This is a genomic window from Citrobacter sp. RHBSTW-00944 (assembly GCF_013615435.1).
Classification (GTDB): domain Bacteria; phylum Pseudomonadota; class Gammaproteobacteria; order Enterobacterales; family Enterobacteriaceae; genus Citrobacter; species Citrobacter braakii.
Map to the genome: position 1 here is coordinate 1083824 of NZ_CP055418.1, position 22177 is coordinate 1106000.

A 22177-nucleotide genomic window follows, 5' to 3' on the forward strand; every position below is an offset into this window, starting at 1 on the left:
AATTAATTTTTTGAACGGCTAAGTTATTTACTTAATGACATCGCTCGCTAATGATCAGAATATCGCTATTTTCCGGCGGCGCTTTATCCAGGGAATAATTCACCTGACACTGCTGCTCTGCACCGTTCCCCCATTTCACTCTTAGTTCGCCGCTGTCGGCCAGACCGGTCAGATACACCTGTCCGCCATCGCCAACGATAAATGCCTGGGCGCTTTTCTGCGCGGTATCGCTGACCGTCGCGCCAAATGGCACCGGCATTCCACCCTGTCGCAATAGCGTCATCATCACGCGCTGGCCCACGCTGGCGTTAAAGCTGGCCTGCACCACGGCTCCCCGCGTCGGCACCACGTTGCGGGTGGTCTGCGTCAGCTCCACGTTATCGGGCAGCGTCAGCGTATTCAGCTGCACCTGGTTTTTACGGTAGGGCGAGGTATAAGGCACGATGGCATAGCCGCGCCAGTCGGTTTTCACCCCGCTCTGATTGCTCACGCCAACCCCGGAGGCTCCCGGTGCCTGAACCAGTGCCATGGTTTCACCCAGCGGTTGGCCGAAGGTGACGCCGCTGGCGTGCGCGACTATCCCGCCCTGTAGCCCGTAGTTCAGCCGCTGGCTGTTTTTGTCGTAAGCATATCCTGCAGTGACTTCAGCATAGGTTCCGCGATAGTCGGCGTTCAGATTGCCGCCGTTGCCCGTCCCCTGGCTGCCGTAACCCTGCTGGATGCTCCAGCTCAGGTTATTGCCCTCAAGCGTCGTACCATTGAGACCCACGGTGTGATTGGTGCTCCCTTTCTGGCTGCTGCTGACGTTCCACGACGCGTGGGTATTACTCAACCAGTGGCTCAGTGGAATGCTGACGTTCAGTGAGAACACCTGGTCGCGCTCATAGACCTTTTCTTTGCCGGAGCCCCCGCTGCGCGACGTCGAGTTAATGTTATAGCTGTAATTAAGCCCGTAGCTGATGCCGTTCCAGCTATTGTTGTAACCGGCGCTCATCGACCGCAGGGTCCGGCCGCTGTTCCAGTAGTCTTCATTTATCAGGCTCAGCGACAGCGAACCCGCTCTTTCCCACAAATTCTGGCTCAGCGACAGTTCAGTACGGTTACGCCTGCGCTCGAAAAACGTCGGGGTGTTCCCGCCGCGCCAGGTATCCATGACTTCTGCCAGCGTGTAATAGCCATCGGTCGAGTAGCGATAACCGGCAATGGCGAAGTTAGTCCCGGTTTCGACAATATTTTTGCTGTAGCGGATCCGCCATGACTGGCCTTTCTCCTTCGGCTGGCTCTGTATCTTCGACCAGCCCTGGGTGACGTCCAGCGAAAGCGCGCCAATTTCCCCCAGATTTTTACCGACGCCCAGCGCCAGCGACTGATAGTGGTCCGCGAACTGGCCGCCGCCATAGAGGGTAAAACCCCGGGGCAGGCCGTAGATCAGCGTCGCCTGGCTAAACGGCGTCTTTTCCACGCTGCGGTCATACGAACGATACTGGCCGCTGGTCAGTGAATATTTCAGCCGCTGTTCACGCTGGAGCACCGGCAGCGAGGCAAACGGTACGACGAGATTCTGCTCGCTACCGTTATCTTCTTTAATCGTCACATAGAGATCCCCGCTGCCGCCGGTGGCGTACATGTCGTTGATTTCAAATGCGCCTGGTGCCACATAGCTCTGATAAATAACATACCCGTTCTGGCGGATAATCACCTGCGCATTGGTTCGCGCGATGCCTTTGATCGCCGGTGCATAGCCCTTCATGCTGTCGGGGATCATCTCCTCGTCGGACGCCAACTGCGCGCCGCGAAAAGGAACGCTGTCGAAAATATCGGACGGGGAGGCGCTGTCTCCCAGCACCAGCTGGCTCTTCAGGACACGAATATCACGGGACAAATAGGTATAGACGGTGTCCCAGCTGTCGCGACCGTTATTCTCCCGCTGAAAAGTCGTGTAATTACGCAGCCGCCAGGGACCGATATTCATGCCGGGACGCAGGTTGGCGTACTGGGTCGTACTGTCCGTGCCGCTACGATCCCGTGCCCGGGTACTGGCACCGTTCACGCTGTAATTAAGCAGCAGGGCGGTGATCCCATCATCCCACTGCGTTTCAGGAACGTAATCGCGTGGATTCATCACAATGGCGGCCTGCGGAATGCTCAACAGCAGTTGCTGCGCGCTAAAGCGAAACTCTGCGCGAGCCTGGGGGATCGCGTCCAGCCTGGCGCACGGCGCGGCGGCATCGCCCAGATCCGGGAACAGGTCGGTTTTTACTCCCATCGCGTTAAGCTGGCTCACGCTCAGGCATGGCGACAGGAGCGCTTTCCCGTCCGGGCCGGGCTGCATGCTGAACTCCACTTCCCGGGTTTCCTGAAACTGGTTGTTAACAGATATATCGACCCGGTAAACGCCCGGAGCCTGGCCGTTTTCCTCTTCAAATACGCTAAGATCGGTCTTTTCCTGATGCGGGTTGTCAATTTCCAGCATCAGCGGATTAAAATATTCCCTGGCGTGTGAGGCAAAAGTCGTTAAATTTAATAGTAAAAAGGGTGTCGAAAAAAGATAAATCAGCCTGCGGATATTATTGGTTTGTGGATATTCGCGCAGGTTTTTTGGGCTCCCCATCTGTGTAGTCCTTCCCTGAAGGGTAAATAATTAACGCCGGATTCCTGTGCTGTTATTTATCAGAACGAAGCACGATGAAGCTCGCCGATTCCGCCGTAATCATTAATAATTTTCCAGCTCACGCTATTACCCGCACCGCTGGGTAATTCAAAAATGGCGCTACTCTGCGGCGCAATATACCGGGCATCTTCCAGCTCTTTACCTGCAACGGTAACGCTCTGAAAATTCATATAAAATGAGGTCGGGTTACTCACCTCCAGCCGGTTGCCGCGGCGCTGCCAGGAAAGCTTATGGGTTAACACTTCCGCGGAGCCTGTTAAACCTTCAGGGCGATAGATCAGTTTGATGCGCGTCTTGACCGCGATCTGCAGCAGGTTTTTACCCTGATCTTTTTCTATCGAGGGGATACTCTTAATATTCAGCCAGTACAGCGATTCCCTGTCCTGCGGTAGATTCCCGCCCGCCCGCACGACGCGCAAGACATTTTCCTGCCCGCCGTCCAGACGAAATAACGGCGGGGTGATCACAAACGGCGTTTTCTCTGCGCGATTAATTTCCGGTTCGACCCAGCTTTGCACCAGATAAGGTGCATGGTCCGGGTTGCTCACATTAATTGAAGACTCTTTCTTACTCCCATCGTAAATTAAGCGGGTGCCACCCACAATCAGGCCAGCCTGGGCTAACCCGGAGGTTATTATTAGTGCAGTCAGCAAGGTGAGAGGAATAAGTTTCATCATTAGTCATTCATTAAAAGAGTGAGGACGGACCGACAATAATCCATCGGTCCGAATAACAATTTCGTTATGCAGGTATGACGGGCTATTAATTATAAACAATGGTGAAACTTGCCATTGAATTAGCCTTGCCTGCGGTCACCGTTGTCGATGTGGCGATATAGCGCGCAATAAAATCCAGATTATTCACCACGCCGGTACCTGACGTCAGAGGGTATTGTTTGGATGCGTTATACAGCGGAATCGCGGTATTGGCATCGTCGTATAATTGAATCCCCACGCCGCCTGCCACGCCAGTTTCTGCGGTCAGGGCCAGCACGCCAGGACTCCCTGTCACCGGGGAGCCGTCAAACTTCACGGCCGCCTTGGTTGCGCTTACCGGGCAATCCGTGAGCTGCAACGTGAATTTGGTCGGTGCAGCAGTAGAGCCTGCGTTGGTAAAGGCGCTCTTACTGACCTGACCTAGTGTCACCGTCAGCGGACTGGCCGGACTATTGGTGACTTTACAGGCGGCATCAATAATCTCGCCGTTAAAATTCACCTCCCCATCAGCTGCCATCGCTGAAACTCCAGCCAGAGACGAAATCAGCACTCCCAGTGGCAGTAATTTGCTTTTCATGATCTATTCCTTGAGTATATTCAATTTATTAGTATTAATGTATTGCCAGGCAAACGGCAGCTTTTTGAAATTTATCAATAGAATATCGTCCCGTTTCCAGGCTCACAGATCTCTAATGATAATATTAATAAGAATGACAGTTCCCTGCTTTTATATTTAAAACGGGTTTGTCAAACGTTATAATTTGTATGAGATTATTCTTGTACATTTCAAAATATCCGGCAACACTTTTTTGGGTGTAATTTTACACCCTGTGTGTTTTCCGCGATAAAAGGGTTATGCCAGAGGGGTGGTAAGTCTTGGGAAAATAGCGACTGTCAGTTAACAAAACAAGAACATATTATAAGGGTAAACATTTCATCGAAGAGAGTACGTTATTTTTCTTCGTTGATACAATAGGTTAGTACTTTAACGGAAGATGCTCGATTGTCAAAAGGATGCCGTTTTCAATGCTGATATAGCCCCCCTTTTTAAGCTGTGCGAGGATTTTCATAATGCTGCTACGTGAAAGGCTGGTTTTCTGCTGGATATACTGCGCGGCAGAAACATCATGTCTGTATTCCGCTGGTTCACTCATCAACTCCTGTAACTGAACGCGGACAATTTCATAGGCACAGGTGGCCATGAGCCTGGTATTTATCGTATACAGTCGTGAGGTGACTCTGAGGCTATGGCAGGCCAGCAGCCTCCAGAGATTGTGCTCGGTGACGAACTGGTTGACCTTATCGGTACGGGTAATGGCGATCTCAGAGGTACTGTGGGTCTGAATAAACATCCCCGCCTCGGCGTAAAGTGTTCCACTGAGACCCATGATCCCTGGCACATACAGCGTGCCCAGCAGAATTTCACTCGTCTGATGATAGACGTTGCACACGCCGCTTCGTACCAGATAGCAGTACGCAACGCCATTATTATAAAGATATAACCGGGTGTTGGGAGGATACATAGCAAAAGTCGCCAGAGGAGCCAGGCTTTCCAGCAGTTCGGTGGTAGCGGAGAGGTTCAGACTGCGATCCGGATGTTCGGTATCCATAACATACTCCTCATGTTGATTGACGCTCACTTAAAATTTGACTCAGAATTATCCGATAGATCTTAATCTTATTTCTTTTTAAATCAATATCTTCAAAGTAATATTTAATCTTGTTTATATAACAAAATAATTCTGATAAGTAATTTATGGTTTTATTACTTATTTCCTTTTACTAAAATGGCTGTAATATCAAATTGGATGATTTTTAAGAAGAATGAATTCAGTACCCATAATAGTATTATGGATATTTATGCAAGTTGTTTATGGGTGTAATTTTACACCCATAAACAACTTTTAAAAATCTAAAACAATTATCATAATTATCGTTTATGTGAGGGGAGTGCGTTAGGGGGATGTTCATAAGCCTATGGAGGGATTTATTTGTGAATAATAAAAAAAGAGCCACCTCAATAAGTTACAGCATCAGACACAAAAAGCCTCTGGCTGATATCAATCAACTGATAAGCATCCTTACACCTTCAGCCAATAAGTTGACGCTCGCCAATAAGCAGTCACTTAACTTTAGAGTGGAAGGGGAGCATAAATGTTTTTTACTTCATCACGGTAACATTACACTTTATCGCCATGCCGACGGTATTGCCTTAAATTCAGAATCAGCTCCCTACATATTTGGCTTAAGTACGCAGTTGCTGGAGCATGATTATTTCTATATCAGAACGAATGAGACTTCTGATATTAGCGTTCTTTCTATTGCCGATGCCAACCGGATTATCGACAGGAGTAACCTGTGGAAAGGCGTAGCCGCGCTATTAATTTATAGTGCGACAAGAATGTTCGATCACTGCACGAAGATCTCGGCATTATCTTCTTATGAGATTATATGCTATCAGCTCTATGAACTGATGGATGAAACAGAAGAGGTGAGAAATAATGTCAGCATTGTTTCTTATATTTTAAGCCGTACCTTTCTGTCACGCAGCAGCATCATGAAGATACTGGCTCAGTTGAAGACCGGAAATTATATCGAGACTGAAAAAGGCCTGCTCAGAGCGATAAACAACATACCTTCAAAATATTAAATCATCACCGCTGGCGATGGCACCTGAAGCCACAGAGGCGCGGCGGCTCCCGTACATGACCTGATGACCGAAATCTGCGATACTTATGCTTTATCCCCCTCACAGAGATGACTATGCAGTACCCGATTAACGAGATGTTCCAGACCCTGCAAGGTGAGGGTTACTTTACCGGCGTCCCCGCCATTTTTATTCGTTTACAGGGATGCCCGGTTGGCTGTGCCTGGTGCGATACCAAACACACCTGGGATAAGCTTGAGGATCGGGAAGTTTCCCTGTACAGCATCCTGGCTAAGACCAAAGAGAGCGATAAATGGGGCGCGGCGAGTAGCGAGGATCTGCTGGCGGTCATTGTGCGTCAGGGCTATACCGCCCGTCACGTGGTGATAACCGGTGGCGAGCCCTGCATTCATGACCTGATGCCGCTGACAGACCTGCTGGAAAAGAACGGCTTTAGCTGCCAGATTGAAACCAGCGGTACCCACGAAGTGCGCTGTACGCCGAATACCTGGGTGACCGTATCGCCGAAGGTGAATATGCGCGGCGGTTATGATGTGCTGTCGCAGGCGCTGGAGCGTGCGAATGAAATCAAACATCCGGTTGGTCGCGTTCGCGATATTGAAGCGCTGGATGAACTGCTGGCTACGTTGAGCGACGACAAACCGCGCATCATCGCCTTACAGCCAATCAGCCAGAAAGAAGATGCCACGCGTTTGTGTATTGATACCTGTATCGCGCGGAACTGGCGTCTGTCGATGCAGACCCATAAGTATCTGAATATTGCCTGATGATAATGGGTTTATCGGCCTGCATTGAGTGCTACATGCAGGCCGGACAACCTTATGCGTTCGACCAGCTCTGAATCGAATTAACGTTATCCAGGCCGCCATGCAACACTTCATACGACTTTTTCAGGATCACATCGGTGTGCTGGGTTAAATCGCGGAAAATCCCTTTGTTCAGCGCCAAAGTCTCTTTAATGCCTAATGCCTAATGCCATTGCGGTTGTCGAGGGACGAGGCAGGAATCCATAACGCTCGGCCAGCAGGTTATTGCCCCTTCCGCCAGTACCACATAGCGGTCACGCAGCGTAAAGCACAAGCGGTGCCCGCTATCCCTGCACCGATAATAATAATATCGAAATCGTCAGACATGTTGTGCTCCAGATATCCAGAGCACATAACCCTAACAGAGTGTTAGTTAAGGAAAATTGACCGTCGCCACAGACGATACAATCATTCCCCGCGATACACGCAGCCTGCTGTGCAGGTCTCTTTCACCATTACGGCACTCAGCAGAGGGACAACCGGTTTAACCTGATCCCAAATCCATTTTGCCAGAACTTCACTGGTTGGGTTTTCTAAGCCAGGAATATCGTTCAGATAGTAGTGATCGAGTCTGTTGTAAGTTGGCTTAAACGCGGCTTTTAACTCAGAAAAATCCATGATCCAACCGGTATGCGGATCGACTTCACCGGTAATTTCAAGACGCACCATAAATGAGTGACCATGCAGGCGGCCACACTTATGCCCTTCCGGTACATGCGGCAGGCGGTGAGCGGCTTCGAAGGTGAAATCTTTAAACAAGGTGGTGGACATTTTTTACTCTCAAGAATGCGAAAAACCGCCGTAGGGTACCGTAAAGAGCGAATTTTATCATTAGTTAAAAGGGTGCTGAGTATCAGAACGACCGATTCATGATGGTAATATTTAATAATTATTGATATATCATATAGTTATCCAATCTGTTTTGCTGTTAATAACTATAACTAAAACAGGTTAGTTCATTTGGTTATTTGTTATTTCTATCCCTTCTTTAATTGTTACTATCCCCGCCGTTAACCTTATCTTCAGTTTGGGTTTTATTGCTGAAATCCGCTTTGCTTACTGGAACATGACAACGCATGACGACACAGGCCCCACCTTCCGCTCTGCTACCGCTAAACCCGGAGCAACTGGCACGCCTTCAGGCGGCCACGACCGATTTCACTCCCGCACAGCTTGCGTGGGTTTCTGGCTATTTTTGGGGCGTGCTGAATCAGCAGCCAGGCAGCAATGCGGCGACTCCTGCGCCTGCTGCTGAAATGCCTGGCATTACGCTTATCTCCGCCTCGCAAACCGGTAATGCGCGTCGTGTGGCGGAAGCCCTGCGCGATGATCTGATCGCTGCAAAGCTCAACGTCACTCTCATCAATGCTGGCGACTATAAATTCAAACAAATCGCCAATGAGAAATTGCTGATCGTAGTGGCGTCGACGCAAGGGGAAGGTGAACCGGCGGAAGAAGCCGTAGCGTTGCATAAATTCCTGTTCTCGAAAAAAGCGCCGAAGCTTGATAACACCGCTTTTGCCGTGTTTGGTCTTGGTGACACTTCTTACGAGTTTTTCTGTCAGTCAGGAAAAGACTTCGATGCAAAACTGGCTGAGCTGGGCGGTGAACGCTTGCTTGACCGCGTGGATGCCGACGTCGAATACCAGGGCGCGGCAGCCGAATGGCGTGCCCGTCTGGTTGATGTCCTGAAAGCGCGTGCGCCTGCGGCATCGTCTGTGCAAGTTGCTGCGAGCGGTGCGGTAAACGAAGTACACACCAGCCCGTACACCAAAGAAGCGCCGCTGACGGCGTCGCTTGCGGTGAATCAGAAAATCACCGGTCGCGACTCGGAAAAAGATGTGCGCCATATTGAAATCGATCTCGGCGATTCCGGCCTGCGCTACCAGCCGGGCGATGCCTTAGGAGTCTGGTATCAGAACGATCCTGAGCTGGTCAAAGAGCTGGTTGAATTGCTGTGGCTGAAAGGAGATGAACCGGTCACGGTTGACGGCAAAACCCTGTCGCTCACCGAAGCGCTGCAGTGGCATTTCGAGCTGACGGTTAACACCGGCAATATCGTCGAGAACTATGCCACTTTAACCCGTAGCGACTCTCTGCTGCCGCTGGTGGGCGACAAAGCGCAATTGCAGCATTACGCCGCAACCACGCCAATCGTCGATATGGTGCGCTTCTCCCCAGCGCAACTGGACGCCCAAACGTTGGTTGATCTTCTGCGCCCGCTGACGCCGCGTTTGTATTCTATTGCCTCTTCCCAGGCGGAAGTGGAAAGCGAAGTGCATGTCACCGTGGGCGTGGTGCGTTATGACATTGAAGGTCGGGCCCGTGCTGGCGGTGCGTCCAGTTTCCTCGCCGATCGCGTGGAAGAAGAGGGCGAAGTGCGTGTGTTCATCGAACACAACGATAACTTCCGCCTGCCGGCTAACCCGCAGACACCGGTGATTATGATTGGACCGGGCACGGGGATTGCGCCATTCCGTGCATTTATGCAGCAGCGTGCGGCTGACGGAGCCGAAGGCAAAAACTGGCTGTTTTTTGGCAACCCACACTTTACCGAAGATTTCCTGTACCAGGTGGAATGGCAGCGCTACGTCAAAGAAGGTGTGCTGAGCCGTATCGATCTCGCCTGGTCCCGTGACCAGAAAGAAAAAATATACGTACAAGACAAACTGCGCCAACAGGGTGCGGAACTGTGGCGCTGGATAAACGACGGTGCCCACATTTATGTCTGCGGCGACGCCAATCGCATGGCGAAAGACGTTGAGCAGGCTTTGTTGGAAGTGATTGCCGAATTCGGTGCTATGGATATCGAAGCGGCGGATGAATTTTTAAGTGAGCTGCGCATTGAGCGCCGTTATCAGCGAGATGTCTACTAATGAGCGAAAAATACCCAGGACCATTGGTGGTCGAAGGCAAGCTGTCCGACGCTGAGCGTATGAAGCTGGAAAGCAACTATCTGCGCGGTACGATTGCCGAAGATTTAAACGACGGCCTGACCGGCGGCTTCAAAGGCGATAACTTCCTGCTGATCCGTTTTCACGGTATGTACCAGCAGGATGACCGCGATATCCGCGCCGAACGAGCCGAGCAAAAGCTGGAGCCGCGTCATGCGATGCTGCTGCGCTGCCGTCTGCCGGGTGGGGTGATCACCACCAAACAGTGGCAGGCGATCGACACGTTCGCCCATGACAACACGATTTATGGCAGCATTCGTCTGACCAACCGTCAGACCTTCCAGTTTCACGGCATTCTGAAGAAGAACGTTAAGCCGGTACACCAGATGCTGCATTCGGTCGGGCTGGACGCGCTGGCGACCGCCAACGACATGAACCGTAACGTTCTGTGTACCTCTAACCCGTACGAGTCCGAGCTGCATGCCCAAGCCTATGAATGGGCGAAGAAGATCTCCGAACATCTGCTGCCGCGTACTCGCGCCTATGCAGAAATTTGGCTGGATCAGGAGAAGGTAGCGACCACCGACGAAGAGCCGATCCTCGGTCAAACCTATCTGCCGCGTAAGTTTAAAACCACGGTCGTAATCCCGCCGCAGAACGACATCGATCTGCACGCCAACGACATGAACTTCGTAGCGATTGCCGAAAACGGCAAGCTGGTGGGCTTTAACCTGCTGGTCGGCGGTGGCTTATCGATTGAGCACGGCAATAAGAAAACCTACGCCCGCACCGCGAGCGAATTCGGCTATCTGCCGCTGGAGCACACGCTGGCGGTGGCGGAAGCGGTTGTTACCACGCAGCGCGACTGGGGTAATCGTACCGATCGTAAAAACGCCAAAACCAAATACACGCTTGAACGCGTTGGTATCGACACGTTCAAAGAGGAAGTGGAGCGTCGCTCGGGTATTAAATTTGAGCCGATCCGCCCGTACGAGTTCACCGGTCGCGGCGATCGTATTGGATGGGTAAAAGGGATCGACAATAACTGGCACCTGACGCTGTTTATTGAAAACGGCCGTATCCTGGATTATCCGGGCCGTCCGCTGAAAACCGGCCTGCTGGAGATCGCGAAGATCCACAAAGGGGATTTCCGCATCACCGCCAACCAGAACCTGATCATTGCTGGTGTGCCGGAAAGCCAAAAAGCGAAGATCGAGAAGCTGGCGCGCGATCACGGATTGATGAATGCGGTGAAGCCGCAGCGTGAAAACTCGATGGCCTGCGTGTCGTTCCCGACCTGTCCGCTGGCGATGGCGGAGGCCGAACGTTTCCTGCCATCGTTCACTGATAAAGTGGAAGCTATTCTCGAAAAACACGGTATTCCTGACGAGCATATCGTGATGCGCGTTACAGGCTGCCCGAACGGCTGCGGCCGCGCGATGCTGGCGGAACTGGGCCTGGTGGGTAAAGCGCCGGGGCGCTACAACGTGCACCTTGGCGGTAACCGCATGGGCACGCGCATTCCGCGTATGTATCGCGAAAATATTACGGAATCGGAAATTCTCGACTCCGTTGACGAACTGGTTGGGCGCTGGGCGAAAGAGCGCGAAGCGGGTGAAGGCTTCGGTGATTTTACGGTGCGTGCGGGCATCATTCGCCCGGTGCTCGATCCCGCCCGGGATTTCTGGGAATAAGGTGAAATTGACTTATCGGGTCTGCTGAATCTGTAGGCCTGATAAGCGCAGTGCCATCAGGCAAGGTAAACAGCGAGGAATTTATGTCCAAACTCGATCTCAACGCGTTGAACGCGCTGCCGAAGGTTGAACGCGTTATGGCGTTGGCACAAACCAACGACCAACTGGAAAAATTGAGCGCAGAGGATCGCGTGGCGTGGGCGCTGGAAAACCTGCCTGGTGAATATGTACTGTCATCAAGCTTTGGTATCCAGGCTGCAGTAAGCCTGCACTTGGTGAATCAGATTCACCCGGATATCCCGGTGATCCTCACCGATACCGGCTATTTGTTCCCGGAAACCTACCAGTTTATTGATGAGTTAACAGACAAACTCAAGCTTAATCTGCAAGTCTACCGGGCGAAGGAGAGCGCGGCCTGGCAGGAAGCGCGCTACGGCAAACTGTGGGAGCAGGGCGTTGAAGGCATTGAGAAATACAATGAGATCAACAAAGTCGAGCCGATGAACCGCGCGCTTAAAGAACTCAATGCGCAAACCTGGTTTGCCGGTCTGCGCCGCGAGCAGTCGGGCAGTCGGGCGCATTTGCCGGTGCTGGCTATCCAGCGCGGCGTGTTTAAAGTGCTGCCGATCATCGACTGGGACAACCGTACCGTTTACCAGTACCTGCAAAAGCACGGCCTGAAATACCATCCACTGTGGGATCAGGGCTATCTGTCAGTTGGTGATACCCATACCACCCGCAAATGGGAGCCGGGTATGGCGGAAGAAGAGACGCGGTTCTTCGGATTGAAGCGCGAGTGCGGATTGCACGAAGGGTGATAAATAGCGAACACCAAATCAATAATTCTACTCCCGGCGTTGCCGGGATTTTTTTATATTTTAGCCAAGTTTGTTATTAATTATATTAAAATTCAATGTAAGTTAGAATATACATCATATTATCTAATTAATTGAATTATAAGATATATTGAGCCGTGTCACGAATTGTTTTCTGTAAATACGTAATGATACGAAGACAATTCCTGATTAGCTGGATACGCGGTGTCGATATATTTTTATTGGGGAAAAAGCCGGCAAGTTGAAAAAGATGGTGGCGACGATTACCACCTGCTGTGCTGGCATTCACTGGACGTAGCGGCAGTAGGCTACTGGATGGTGAAAAATAATCTCTACGGGCTTGCTGTTTATTTCCAGAGATTGGGAATAACGAATGTTGAGCAAGCCGCACAATTTTTTGCCTGGTTATTGTGTTGGCATGATATCGGTAAGTTTGCCAGTTCATTTCAACGGCTGTATAGCCATCCCAACCTGCCCGTTCCTTCCGAACGGCGAAAAAACTATGAATCAATCCACCACACGACGCTGGGACACTGGTTATGGAACAGTTGGTTAAGCGAGTTCCCTGAACTATTGCCGGGCTCTCCACTTTCTTCCCGCAAGTTGAAGCGGGTTATCGGTATGTGGATATCGGTGACGACAGGCCATCATGGGCGCCCGCCGCAGGGGATTCGCGAGCTGGATAATTTTCTGCCGCAGGACAAAGATGCGGCCCGGGAATTTTTAACGCGTATTAAATCGCTGTTTCCGCTGATTGATATTCCGCTATTCTGGGATGAAGACGAAGGTATTGTGTTATTCCAGCACCTCTCATGGCCGATTTCTGCTGCGGTAGTTCTGGCGGACTGGTGTGGTTCGTCCTGCCGTTTTTTCCCTCGCATCGCCTGTTCGATGCCCATCGAAAAATACTGGCCGCTAGCGCTGGATAAAGCGAAGGCCGCGCTTGCTACGATACCGCCTCCTTCTGCGGTTGCTCCTTTCTCCGGTATTCAAACGCTTTTCCCCTTTATTCAGCAGCCCACGCCTTTACAGCAAAAGGTACTTGAGCTGGATATTGATAAAGACGCGCCGCAACTATTCATTCTGGAAGACGTAACGGGCGCAGGTAAAACCGAGGCCGCGTTAATTCTCACCCATCGATTGATGGCGGCAGGAAAAGCGCAGGGGTTGTATTTTGGATTGCCGACGATGGCAACCGCGAATGCCATGTTTGATCGCCTGTCGGAGAGCTGGCTTTCGCTGTACAGGTCGGGTTCTTGCCCCAGTCTGGTGCTGGCGCACAGTGCGCGCGGTTTAATGGACAAATTTAATCAATCAATTTGGTCGACTGAGTCGTCAGGTTCGGAGGAGCTGGATGATAAGCAGCCCTTAAGCCAGGGCTGCGCCGCCTGGTTTGCCGACAGTAATAAGAAAGCGCTGCTGGCTGAAGTGGGCGTCGGCACGCTCGATCAGGCCATGATGGCGGTGATGCCGTTTAAGCATAACAACCTGCGGTTGCTGGGCCTTAGCGACAAAATTCTGCTGGCCGATGAGATCCACGCTTACGACGCCTATATGTCGCGGATTCTGGAAAGTCTGATTGAGCATCAGGCCCGCAGCGGCAACAGTACGATCCTGCTTTCTGCCACGCTCTCACAACAGCAGCGCGATCGGCTGGTGGCCGCATTCGCGCGCGGGGCAGGAAGCCGAGCTGAAGCGCCTTTATTGAGTTATGACGATTATCCCTGGTTGACTCAGGTTATAGGGCAGGAGGTGGTTTCTCAGCATGTGGCGACGCGCAAAGAAGTTGAGCGCAGTGTTAATGTCGGTTGGCTCTATAGCGAGGAGTCCTGCATCGCGCGAATTGAACGAGCGGTAAGCAAAGGCAAATGCATCGCGTGGATTCGCAATTCGGTGGATGATGCCATTCGGATTTATCGGCAGCTACTCGCCAGAGGCCGTGTTCAGGTCGAACATCTCTCATTATTTCATAGCCGATTTGCTTTTTATGACCGGCAGCGGATTGAGACGCAGACATTGTCGCTATTTGGTAAAGGGGAGAGTACGCAACGTGCCGGTAAAGTTCTTATCGCCACTCAGGTGATTGAGCAGAGTCTCGACATCGATATGGACGAGATGATCTCTGATTTAGCGCCAGTGGATCTCCTGATCCAGCGAGCGGGACGGTTACAGCGCCATATCCGCTATCGCAACGGCAGAGTGAAAGGTAGTGGTCAGGATGAACGCGATGCGCCGGAACTGGTGATCTTCGCACCAGAGTGGGATGGCGCCCCGCAAGAAGATTGGTTTTCCTCTGCCATGCGTAACAGCGCCTATGTCTATCCCGATCATGGCCGCCTATGGCTGACACAGCGCGTGCTGCGGGAGCAGGGAGCCATTCGGATGCCGCAATCTGCCCGGTTGTTGATTGAGTCGGTATACGGTGAAAATGTGGTAATGCCTGACGGTTTTGCGAAAACAGAGAATGCGCAGGAAGGAAAATATTATTGCGATCGGGCGTTTGCCGCGCAGATGTTGCTGAACTTTGCACCGGGATACAGCCCTGAAAGTAGCGACTTCCTTCCGGAGAAGTTGTCGACTCGTCTGGCGGAAGAGTCCATCACGCTATGGCTGGCGAAAAGGGTTGATGGCAACGTCACCCCTTATGCCTCTGGTGCTCATCCCTGGGAGATGAGCGTGCTGCGAGTGCGCCAGAGCTGGTGGGAAAAGCATAAAGATGAGTTTGAACGGCTGGAGGGAGAGGTGCTGCAGAAATGGTGTGTGGAGCAACATCAGAATATGGAGTTTGCCGTGGTGATTGTTGTGTCGGAGGATGCAAACAGCGGCTATACGGCGAGTGAAGGATTGATTGGTAAAGTTGATTAGATTGCCCGGAACCAGATGGCTCCGGGACTTATCCCCGCTGGCGCGGGGAACGTTACAGAACTTAGCTTACAAGTTTTCCCAATAAGCGGTTCAACCCTTAATAAAGGGAACAGATCAAGTGTAGCAGGCATGTCGTAAAGTGTCTTTTGAGGATTTTTATTAAGTCTTCCCTATAAGCATTTGTTTTTTGTTTTTCATGGGGTATTATCACTACAATTCTTCTGGGGATGGACTTCCGGGCCCTTCATAAGAAGATATGCCCCGAAGCCCAATCACGTTTCTCAGCTTGATAGCGTTCTTTCAGGGATTGGTTGTTTCAATAGTAAATAAGGAATCTGTCATGGAAGAAAAATCAAACCGATGCAAACGGTTGTTCTGTCGGTTGAAGATTCAGTTAGGTAATAAGCTGTCAGCAAGCTTTCAACTGTCAGTTCATTAACACTCCAGGGAACATTAGCGCTATGGATGGCGCATCGTAAGGAAAAGGTATGTTTCCAATAAATTTACTGACAACGCCCTGGCTTCCCGTGCGCTTTAATGACGGCTCCCTGGGCAAGTTGGCCCCCGCCAATCTGGCGGATGAAAATGTGGTGGATATCGCCGCAACGCGAGCTGATTTACAGGGGGCGGCCTGGCAATTTCTGCTGGGATTGCTGCAATGCAGCATTGCGCCAAAAAATAGCGCCCGCTGGGACGATATTTGGGTGGAGGGATTAACGGAAGAAACGCTTCGTGAGGCGCTGACCCCCTTAGAGCATGCCTTTCAGTTCGGTGCTGAATCGCCCTCTTTTATGCAGGATTTTGAACCGTTAAGAGGCGAAAAAGTTTCTATAGCTTCGCTGTTGCCGGAAACACCCGGGGCGCAAACCACCAAATTTAATAAAGACCATTTTATCAAACGTGGCGTCACAGAACGTTTTTGCCCGCATTGCGCGGCGTTGGCGCTATTCTCACTGCAACTCAACGCGCCATCCGGCGGTAAAGGCTATCGTACCGGTCTGCGCGGTGGTGGGCCGATGACCACGCTTATCGAGTTACAGGAATATCAGGGTACCCGGCAAACGCCGCTGTGGCGCAAGCTGTGGCTTAACGTGATGCCGCAGGACGCCGCAGAACTTCCTCTGCCAGATTTATATGATGCGTCGATTTTTCCATGGCTCGCCGTTACGCGCACCAGCGAACAAGCCAGTGCTGTGACGACGCCGGAGCTGGTTAATAAGCTCCAGGCGTACTGGGGTATGCCGCGCCGTATCCGTCTGGATTTTGCCACCTCGCAGTCTGGTTTTTGCGATATGTGCGGCGCTGACAGCGACGAGTTACTCAGCGCGATGACCGTCAAAAACTACGGCGTTAACTATGAAGGCTGGCGACACCCGCTGACGCCGTATCGTCTGCCGATAAAAGAGAGCGATGGGTTCTTTTCCGTGAAACCACAGCCTGGCGGGCTTATCTGGCGGGACTGGCTGGGGTTAAGCCAGGACAACCAGACGGACACGAATAAAGAATATCCGGCGCTGGTGGTCAAAGTGTTTAACGCTCGCAGCCTGAAGGACATAAAGGCGGGTTTGTGGGGCTTTGGGGCGGATTTCGACAATATGAAAATACGCTGCTGGTATGAACATCACTTTCCGATACTTATGACGGAAAATTTGATCCCTCATTTGCGTAAAGCCATGCAAACGGCTACCCGACTCCTCAGCCTATTACGTAACGCCCTAAAAGACGCCTGGTTCGCCGATGCCAAAGGCGCGCGCGGCGACTTCAGTTTTATTGATATTGATTTCTGGAATCTGACGCAGGGACGTTTTTTGACCCTGATTCACGATCTTGAAAATGGCCAGGAGCCGGGTGACAGGCTGAATAAATGGCAAAGGGAGCTGTGGCTATTTACTCGCCGTTACTTTGACGATCGTGTCTTTACCAACCCCTATGAAGATAACGACCTGAAGCGCAGCATGATGGCACGCAAAAAATATTTTACGACATCGGCGGAAAAGCAAAGCGCAAAAACCGTCAGGGACAAAAAGCAGGAGGCTGCTGAATGAGTATTGTGAAAGAAGATCACAAAGCCAGGCTGCGCAAATGGCATGAGGAGTTGCAGGAGAAGCGCGGCGCGCGTGCCAGTCTGCGGCGCAGCATAACGGTAAACGATGCCTGTCTGTCTGAAGGATTTCGCTCCCTGCTGATGCAGACCCATACGCTGTGGAAAATTGAAGGGCAGGAGTGGCGGGTTACCGCGCTGGCGCTGGTTGCTGCACTGGGCGCAAATGTGAAAACGATTGATGAACGCCTGTGTTTTGCCGCGCAGCTTGGGCAGATGACGGGCAATAACCCGGTCATGTCGGAGAAGCGGTTTGCGATATTGTCTGCGGTAAAAACGCCGGATGAACTGCTGCGTCAGCTGCGACGTGCGGTGAAGCTGTTAAAAGGCTCTGTAAACCTGATTTCGCTGGCGGAAGATATTTTCCGCTGGTGTCAGGAAAACGACGATTTGCAAAACCATCATCGCCGTCAGCAGCGACCCACCGAATTTATCCATATCCGCTGGGCGCTGGAATACTATCAGGCTGGCGAAACCGATAACGAAGAAAATTAATAGGGACTCCAAATGACAACGTTTATTCAGCTCCATTTACTGACCGCTTATCCTGCTGCCAATCTGAACCGTGACGATACCGGTGCGCCGAAAACGGTAGTGCTTGGCGGAGCAACACGTTTGCGTATTTCTTCCCAGAGTCTGAAACGCGCATGGCGCACTTCTGAATTGTTTGAGCAGGCGCTGGCCGGGAATATTGGTATTCGCAGTGGGCGTATTGCGCGTGAGGCGGCGAATATCTTGATAGAAAAAGGTATTGATCCGAAAAAAGCGGTTGAATGGGTAGAGGGTATCGCAAACTGCTTTGGTAAAGTAAAAGCAGATAAGAAAGCGAAAGATGTGCTGACCAACGCCGAAACCGAGCAACTGGTGCACATTAGCCCGGCAGAGTTTGATGCGGTAATTACCCTGGCTCATCGTCTGGCAGAAGAAAAACGTGCGCCAAAAGAGGAAGAGCTGGCGCTGCTACGTAAAGATCGCATGGCCGTCGATATCGCGATGTTTGGCCGCATGCTGGCCAATAAACCAGAGTTCAATATAGAAGCAGCCTGCCAGGTTGCGCATGCCTTCGGCGTCAGCGAAACGATCGTCGAAGACGATTTCTTTACTGCCGTCGACGATTTACGCGCTTCTTCAGATGATGCGGGCGCAGGTCACTTGGGAGAAACCGGTTTTGGTTCAGCGCTGTTTTATACCTATATCTGCATTGACAAAGATCTGCTGGTGAAAAATCTGCACGGTAATGAAGAGCTGGCTAATAAAACATTGCGGGCCTTTACCGAAGCGGCGCTGAAAGTCTCGCCAACCGGCAAACAAAACAGCTTTGCCAGTCGCGCTTATGCCTCTTGGGCGTTGGCGGAAACGGGAACCGATCAGCCTCGTTCCCTGGCTGCGGCATTTTATAATCCGATCAACGGCACCAACCAACTGGATGTGGCGGTAAAACGCATTACCGAGCTGCGTGAAAATATGAAGAAAGTCTATGGTGAGCAAACCAAATCAACCCACTTTGATGTTATGCAGCAACAGGGAAGCATGAAAGACGTCCTGGACTTTATCTGCGAGTAAGGGGCGGCTATGAGCCAATATCTGGTTTTTCAGCTTCATGGGCCAATGGCTTCCTGGGGCGTCGATGCGCCCGGCGAAGTTCGCCATAGTCACGAGCTTCCCTCTCGTTCGGCATTACTGGGGCTGCTCGCGGCAGCGCTCGGTATTTGTCGTGATGAAGAGGAGCGGTTAAACGATTTCAATCAGCATTATGCTTTTCTGTTGTGTGCCAGCCAGGAACCCCGCTGGGCACGAGATTATCACACAGTCCAGATGCCAAGAGAGGTGCGTAAAGCGCGCTATTTTAGCCGCCGGGAAGAGCTGCGCGATCCTGAGTTGCTCAGTGCGCTGATTTCCCGGCGAGACTATTACACCGATGCCTGGTGGATGGTTGGCGTTGCAATGACGCCGGACGCGCCTTATTCGCTGAAGCAGATCCGGGAAGGATTGCAACATCCTGTATTTCCTCTGTATTTGGGGCGAAAAAGCTATACGCTGGGGTTGCCGCTCGCGCCGGTACTGCTGGAAGGAAGCGCGCCGGATGTCTTACGTGAGGCATATCGTCAGTATGAGAGTAAATTCAAAGCGCTGAAACTTCCTCTGGCGAAATTACAGAATGAATGCTGGTGGGAAGGGGATCACGACGGCTTAACCGCGAATAAAATTTTGCGCCGCCGTGACAGGCCGTTGAGTCGCCAACAATGGTTGTTTGGCGAACGTTCCGTGAATCAAGGGCCATGGCTCAGCAAGGAGGAATAGTGTACCTCTCAAGAATAACGTTACATACCAGCCAGCTTTCGCCTTCACAGTTGCTGCATCTGGTTGATCGTGGCGAATACGTTATGCACCAGTGGCTGTGGGATCTTTTTCCTGGTGGAAAGGATCGGCAGTTCCTTTATCGTCGTGAGGAGTTACAGGGTGCTTTTCGCTTTTTTGTTTTGTCACAGGAACGGCCAGCAGAAAGCGCTTTTTTTGACGTGCAGTGCCGCTCGTTCAGCCCTGCGTTAAGCGTTGGTCAGACGTTGCGATTTAACCTGCGTGCTAATCCGACAATTTGTAAAGCAGGTAAACGTCATGATTTGCTGATGGAAGCAAAGCGCCAGGTCAAAGCGCAGATGGGTAGTCAGGACATCTGGCTCTGTCAGCAGCAGGCGGCGCTGGCGTGGCTGTCTCGCCAGGGGGAGCAACATGGATTCTCATTGTGTGAGAGTAATGTTGATGCCTATCGGCAGCAGCAGATACGGCGCGAGAAAGCCCGCCAGATGATTCAGTTCAGCAGCGTGGATTATAGTGGCGTGCTGGTGGTCAACGATCCTGAACGATTCCTGCAACGTCTGGCGGTGGGATTCGGTAAAAGCCGGGCGTTTGGCTGCGGCATGATGATGATCAAACCGGGAGATGGTGAGTGACGTTTGTCCCGCTAAGCCCGATTCCCTTAAAAGATCGTACCTCAATGATCTTCCTCCAGTATGGTCAGGTTGACGTACTGGATGGCGCGTTTGTCTTGATCGATAAAAGCGGTATTCGCACGCATATTCCGGTGGGGTCGGTAGCCTGCATTATGCTGGAGCCGGGAACGCGAGTCTCTCATGCCGCAGTGCGACTGGCATCAATAGTCGGGACATTGCTGGTGTGGGTTGGGGAAGCGGGTGTGCGCGTTTACGCTTCCGGCCAGCCCGGTGGGGCACGGGCTGACAAGCTGCTCTATCAGGCCAAATTAGCGCTGGATGATGATTTGCGGCTGAAAGTCGTGCGAAAAATGTATGAATTGCGTTTTCGCGAGCCGCCCCCAGCGCGTCGTTCAGTTGAACAGTTACGCGGTATTGAGGGGGCCCGTGTGCGACAGACCTATGCCCTGCTGGCAAAACAATACGGCGTAAAATGGAATGGTCGCAACTATGATCCTAAAGACTGGGAAAAAGGCGATGTAGTCAATCGATGTATTAGCGCCGCGACGTCATGTCTTTATGGGATTTCAGAAGCGGCTATCCTGGCGGCTGGCTATGCACCTGCCATTGGTTTCATTCACAGTGGTAAACCGCTTTCTTTTGTTTATGACATTGCCGATATCATTAAATTCGACTCTGTCGTGCCGAAGGCATTTGAAATTGCTGCCCGCCATCCTGTAGAGCCAGATAGAGAGGTGAGATTGGCCTGTCGCGATATATTTCGTAGTTCTAAGCTGACGAGCAAACTGATACCTCTGATTGAGGAAGTCCTTGACGCTGGCGAAATAGACCCTCCGCAGCCTGCGCCAGATATGCTGCCGCCTGCAATACCGGAACCGGAATTGTTTGGAGATGGTGGTCATAGGGGGCGTGGTGGATGAGTATGGTTGTCGTTGTAACGGAAAACGTTCCGCCGCGTCTGCGAGGGCGTCTCGCTGTCTGGCTGCTGGAAATCCGTGCGGGTGTTTACGTTGGTGATACCTCTAAGCGAATTCGGGAAATGATTTGGCACCAAATCATACAGTTGGGCGGAGCGGGAAACGTTGTGATGGCCTGGGCGACAAACACTGAGTCAGGTTTTGAGTTTCAAACCTGGGGAGAAAATCGCCGTATTCCGGTAGATTTGGATGGACTTAGACTAGTGTCTTTTCTTCCTTTTGATAATCAATAGGTTGAGTGTTCTTTAATAAAAAGGAATTGTTGTTCCCAAGTTGGTAGATTGTTACTTGATGAAAATTGCAATAGAAAACAGTTATATATATTTAGTGTGTTCCCCGCGCCAGCGGGGATAAACCGTTGATCCAGATGATTTCTGCCGAATCACTAAAGTGTTCCCCGCGCCAGCGGGGATAAACCGATTCAACCGGGTGCCCGGATGGGGCGCGGGTGGTGTTCCCCGCGCCAGCGGGGATAAACCGACTAAAACCTCATTTTATCGTTCACTAACAGAGTGTTCCCCGCGCCAGCGGGGATAAACCGGTGGGCTGTGTGGGGGCGCTTCGGCGCGCCGGGTGTTCCCCGCGCCAGCGGGGATAAACCGAACGGACGTTTCTACCCGTCAGCCGAAATCAAGTGTTCCCCGCGCCAGCGGGGATAAACCGTCACAACACAACGCGACACATATGAAATTTCCGTGTTCCCCGCGCCAGCGGGGATAAACCGCCCTTCCCCGCTTTTCGGCGCGGCGGAGTATCGTGTTCCCCGCGCCAGCGGGGATAAACCGGTGGCTACCTGCGGTTGTTCAGTTTCTACAGCGTGTTCCCCGCGCCAGCGGGGATAAACCGGTGGCTACCTGCGGTTGTTCAGTTTCTACAGCGTGTTCCCCGCGCCAGCGGGGATAAACCGGGGTGGAATGTATGGGGTGGCATCTACTACGCGTGTTCCCCGCGCCAGCGGGGATAAACCGTAAGTTATTTCAGTGTCATCACTCATATCA

General features: G+C 51.8%; 18 protein-coding genes, 2 pseudogenes and 1 CRISPR repeat array (1 of these 21 only partly in view). Of the genes and pseudogenes, 13 read left to right on the forward strand and 7 right to left on the reverse strand.

Annotation, left to right across the window (positions count from 1 at the left end):
* Positions 1 to 31: 31 nt before the first annotated feature.
* From HV334_RS05035 to HV334_RS05050, 4 genes are all read right to left on the reverse strand, one after another.
* Complete coding sequence (locus tag HV334_RS05035) at positions 32 to 2611, reverse strand: fimbria/pilus outer membrane usher protein (RefSeq protein ID WP_181221244.1); 2580 nt, start codon at positions 2609 to 2611, stop codon at positions 32 to 34.
* Positions 2612 to 2670: 59 nt separating this feature from the next.
* Positions 2671 to 3348 carry a fimbria/pilus periplasmic chaperone gene (locus HV334_RS05040; protein ID WP_103766733.1) on the reverse strand — a complete coding sequence of 226 codons (678 nt, stop codon included), beginning with the start codon at positions 3346 to 3348 and terminating at the stop codon, positions 2671 to 2673.
* An 85-nt stretch (positions 3349 to 3433) separates the two neighbouring features.
* Positions 3434 to 3964: a fimbrial protein gene (locus HV334_RS05045; protein ID WP_047499397.1), complete on the reverse strand. Its 531-nt coding sequence runs from the start codon at positions 3962 to 3964 to the stop codon at positions 3434 to 3436.
* Positions 3965 to 4364: 400 nt separating this feature from the next.
* Positions 4365 to 4997: a winged helix-turn-helix transcriptional regulator gene (locus HV334_RS05050; RefSeq protein ID WP_049282606.1), complete on the reverse strand. Its 633-nt coding sequence runs from the start codon at positions 4995 to 4997 to the stop codon at positions 4365 to 4367.
* Between the two features lie 383 nt (positions 4998 to 5380).
* Here HV334_RS05050 and HV334_RS05055 point away from each other — a divergent pair, with 383 nt between their 5' ends.
* Positions 5381 to 6037 carry a winged helix-turn-helix transcriptional regulator gene (locus HV334_RS05055; RefSeq protein ID WP_046276166.1) on the forward strand — a complete coding sequence of 219 codons (657 nt, stop codon included), beginning with the start codon at positions 5381 to 5383 and terminating at the stop codon, positions 6035 to 6037.
* 113 nt (positions 6038 to 6150) lie between these two features.
* Complete coding sequence (gene queE, locus HV334_RS05060) at positions 6151 to 6822, forward strand: 7-carboxy-7-deazaguanine synthase QueE (RefSeq protein ID WP_016154229.1); 672 nt, start codon at positions 6151 to 6153, stop codon at positions 6820 to 6822.
* A gap of 52 nt (positions 6823 to 6874) precedes the next feature.
* Here queE and HV334_RS25230 read toward each other — a convergent pair.
* The 3 genes and pseudogenes from HV334_RS25230 to queD form a co-directional block, all read right to left on the reverse strand.
* A pseudogene (locus tag HV334_RS25230) lies at positions 6875 to 7000 on the reverse strand (hypothetical protein); the annotation flags it as partial.
* 119 nt (positions 7001 to 7119) lie between these two features.
* Positions 7120 to 7188 (reverse strand): annotated as a pseudogene (locus tag HV334_RS25235) (carbohydrate kinase); the annotation flags it as partial.
* Between the two features lie 81 nt (positions 7189 to 7269).
* Positions 7270 to 7632: a 6-carboxytetrahydropterin synthase QueD gene (gene queD, locus HV334_RS05065; RefSeq protein ID WP_016154218.1), complete on the reverse strand. Its 363-nt coding sequence runs from the start codon at positions 7630 to 7632 to the stop codon at positions 7270 to 7272.
* 305 nt (positions 7633 to 7937) lie between these two features.
* Here queD and cysJ point away from each other — a divergent pair, with 305 nt between their 5' ends.
* The 11 genes from cysJ (at position 7938) to cas2e (ending at position 21412) form a co-directional block, all read left to right on the forward strand.
* Complete coding sequence (cysJ, locus tag HV334_RS05070) at positions 7938 to 9737, forward strand: NADPH-dependent assimilatory sulfite reductase flavoprotein subunit (RefSeq protein ID WP_094760822.1); 1800 nt, start codon at positions 7938 to 7940, stop codon at positions 9735 to 9737.
* A complete protein-coding gene (gene cysI / locus HV334_RS05075; RefSeq protein ID WP_181221245.1) occupies positions 9737 to 11449 on the forward strand; it encodes an assimilatory sulfite reductase (NADPH) hemoprotein subunit in 1713 nt (570 codons plus the stop codon). Before cysJ ends, cysI begins: the two co-directional genes overlap by 1 nt.
* Before the next feature lie 83 nt (positions 11450 to 11532).
* Complete coding sequence (gene cysH / locus HV334_RS05080; protein ID WP_103928530.1) at positions 11533 to 12267, forward strand: phosphoadenosine phosphosulfate reductase; 735 nt, start codon at positions 11533 to 11535, stop codon at positions 12265 to 12267.
* Between the two features lie 222 nt (positions 12268 to 12489).
* A complete protein-coding gene (gene cas3, locus HV334_RS05085; protein ID WP_181221246.1) occupies positions 12490 to 15150 on the forward strand; it encodes a CRISPR-associated helicase Cas3' in 2661 nt (886 codons plus the stop codon).
* Positions 15151 to 15638: 488 nt separating this feature from the next.
* The gene (gene casA / locus HV334_RS05090) at positions 15639 to 17195 is read left to right on the forward strand and encodes a type I-E CRISPR-associated protein Cse1/CasA (RefSeq protein WP_181221247.1); all 1557 of its coding nucleotides are present in this window, start codon (positions 15639 to 15641) and stop codon (positions 17193 to 17195) included.
* Positions 17192 to 17746, forward strand: coding sequence for a type I-E CRISPR-associated protein Cse2/CasB (gene casB, locus HV334_RS05095; RefSeq protein ID WP_075847520.1), 555 nt, complete (start codon positions 17192 to 17194; stop codon positions 17744 to 17746). Before casA ends, casB begins: the two co-directional genes overlap by 4 nt.
* A 12-nt stretch (positions 17747 to 17758) precedes the next feature.
* Positions 17759 to 18814, forward strand: coding sequence for a type I-E CRISPR-associated protein Cas7/Cse4/CasC (cas7e, locus tag HV334_RS05100; RefSeq protein ID WP_137367382.1), 1056 nt, complete (start codon positions 17759 to 17761; stop codon positions 18812 to 18814).
* A 9-nt stretch (positions 18815 to 18823) separates the two neighbouring features.
* On the forward strand, positions 18824 to 19552 hold the full coding sequence (gene cas5e / locus HV334_RS05105) for a type I-E CRISPR-associated protein Cas5/CasD (RefSeq protein ID WP_049282613.1): 729 nt from the start codon (positions 18824 to 18826) through the stop codon (positions 19550 to 19552).
* The gene (gene cas6e, locus HV334_RS05110) at positions 19552 to 20202 is read left to right on the forward strand and encodes a type I-E CRISPR-associated protein Cas6/Cse3/CasE (RefSeq protein ID WP_181221248.1); all 651 of its coding nucleotides are present in this window, start codon (positions 19552 to 19554) and stop codon (positions 20200 to 20202) included. Before cas5e ends, cas6e begins: the two co-directional genes overlap by 1 nt.
* Positions 20199 to 21122 (forward strand): type I-E CRISPR-associated endonuclease Cas1e, encoded by a 924-nt coding sequence (gene cas1e, locus HV334_RS05115; RefSeq protein ID WP_019077561.1) that lies wholly within the window; start codon positions 20199 to 20201, stop codon positions 21120 to 21122. Before cas6e ends, cas1e begins: the two co-directional genes overlap by 4 nt.
* Positions 21119 to 21412, forward strand: a complete 294-nt coding sequence (cas2e, locus tag HV334_RS05120; RefSeq protein WP_019077560.1) for a type I-E CRISPR-associated endoribonuclease Cas2e — start codon at positions 21119 to 21121, stop codon at positions 21410 to 21412. Before cas1e ends, cas2e begins: the two co-directional genes overlap by 4 nt.
* A gap of 96 nt (positions 21413 to 21508) precedes the next feature.
* A CRISPR array of direct repeats spans positions 21509 to 22177; the repeat unit is 29 nt; unit sequence GTGTTCCCCGCGCCAGCGGGGATAAACCG (it continues 581 nt past the right edge of the window).

Excerpts from the sequence above, each read along its gene's own strand:
- casB (WP_075847520.1), top strand. The coding sequence starts at position 17,192 with ATGAGTATTGTGAAAGAAGATCACAAAGCCAGGCTGCGCAAATGGCAT.
- HV334_RS05050 (WP_049282606.1), bottom strand. The coding sequence starts at position 4,997 with ATGGATACCGAACATCCGGATCGCAGTCTGAACCTCTCCGCTACCACC.
- HV334_RS05040 (WP_103766733.1), bottom strand. The coding sequence starts at position 3,348 with ATGATGAAACTTATTCCTCTCACCTTGCTGACTGCACTAATAATAACC.
- cysJ (WP_094760822.1), top strand. The coding sequence starts at position 7,938 with ATGACGACACAGGCCCCACCTTCCGCTCTGCTACCGCTAAACCCGGAG.
- queE (WP_016154229.1), top strand. The coding sequence starts at position 6,151 with ATGCAGTACCCGATTAACGAGATGTTCCAGACCCTGCAAGGTGAGGGT.
- cas5e (WP_049282613.1), top strand. The coding sequence starts at position 18,824 with ATGAGCCAATATCTGGTTTTTCAGCTTCATGGGCCAATGGCTTCCTGG.
- cas7e (WP_137367382.1), top strand. The coding sequence starts at position 17,759 with ATGACAACGTTTATTCAGCTCCATTTACTGACCGCTTATCCTGCTGCC.
- cas2e (WP_019077560.1), top strand. The coding sequence starts at position 21,119 with ATGAGTATGGTTGTCGTTGTAACGGAAAACGTTCCGCCGCGTCTGCGA.
- HV334_RS05045 (WP_047499397.1), bottom strand. The coding sequence starts at position 3,964 with ATGAAAAGCAAATTACTGCCACTGGGAGTGCTGATTTCGTCTCTGGCT.
- cysI (WP_181221245.1), top strand. The coding sequence starts at position 9,737 with ATGAGCGAAAAATACCCAGGACCATTGGTGGTCGAAGGCAAGCTGTCC.
- queD (WP_016154218.1), bottom strand. The coding sequence starts at position 7,632 with ATGTCCACCACCTTGTTTAAAGATTTCACCTTCGAAGCCGCTCACCGC.
- HV334_RS05035 (WP_181221244.1), bottom strand. The coding sequence starts at position 2,611 with ATGGGGAGCCCAAAAAACCTGCGCGAATATCCACAAACCAATAATATC.
- casA (WP_181221247.1), top strand. The coding sequence starts at position 15,639 with ATGTTTCCAATAAATTTACTGACAACGCCCTGGCTTCCCGTGCGCTTT.
- cysH (WP_103928530.1), top strand. The coding sequence starts at position 11,533 with ATGTCCAAACTCGATCTCAACGCGTTGAACGCGCTGCCGAAGGTTGAA.